Consider the following 680-nt stretch of genomic DNA (forward strand, 5'->3'; position numbering starts at 1 on the left):
CCGACGCCATCCTGAGCTGGGGGCTGGAATCCGCCGCACGCTCGAGCGCCGGATCCGCGCCTGGCGGGCGATCCACGGCGAGGAGCAGGAGGTCATCTTGCGCCAGACCCATGACGTGGGCCAGGTCGGCCTGTCCGACTTCACCGATATGGGCGAGCTTGGGGTCGCCATCGCTGGCGTGCCGCTCGATCATCGCCTCTATCACTTCCGGTTGGCCTATTGCGGGTTTGAACACGCCCATGTCGTTCTCGGTGGCGAGAGCTTCGTCGCATTGGCCGAAGGGCTGCAGAATGCCCTGTGGTCGCTCGGTGGGGCACCGCGGGAGCATCGGACCGACAGCCTGTCGGCCGCCTTCTGCAATCTCGATCGCAATGCAAGGGACGATCTGACCAAGCGGTACGAGGACCTCTGCGCCCACTACGGCATGCGGCCTTCCCGCAACAATCGCGGCATCGCCCACGAGAACGGGGCGATCGAAAGCTCCATGCCCATCTCAAGCGAACGATCGCCGATGCGCTGCTGTTGCGCGGCATGATCTCGCCGCCTATCGCGGCTTCATCGACGAGATCGTCAGCCGCCGTAATGCCCGCAACGCCAAGCGGATCGACCACGAGCGCGCCACCCTGCAGGCGTTGCCAGATCGCCGCACCTCGGACTACGAGGAGGTGATTGTCCGCGTG

At 65.6% G+C, this 680-nt stretch carries 1 pseudogene; it reads left to right on the forward strand.

The window, feature by feature from the left end:
- A pseudogene (istA, locus tag IVB27_RS26810) lies at positions 1-680 on the forward strand (IS21 family transposase); the annotation flags it as partial.

Source organism: Bradyrhizobium sp. 197 (assembly GCF_023073375.1).
Lineage (GTDB): Bacteria > Pseudomonadota > Alphaproteobacteria > Rhizobiales > Xanthobacteraceae > Bradyrhizobium.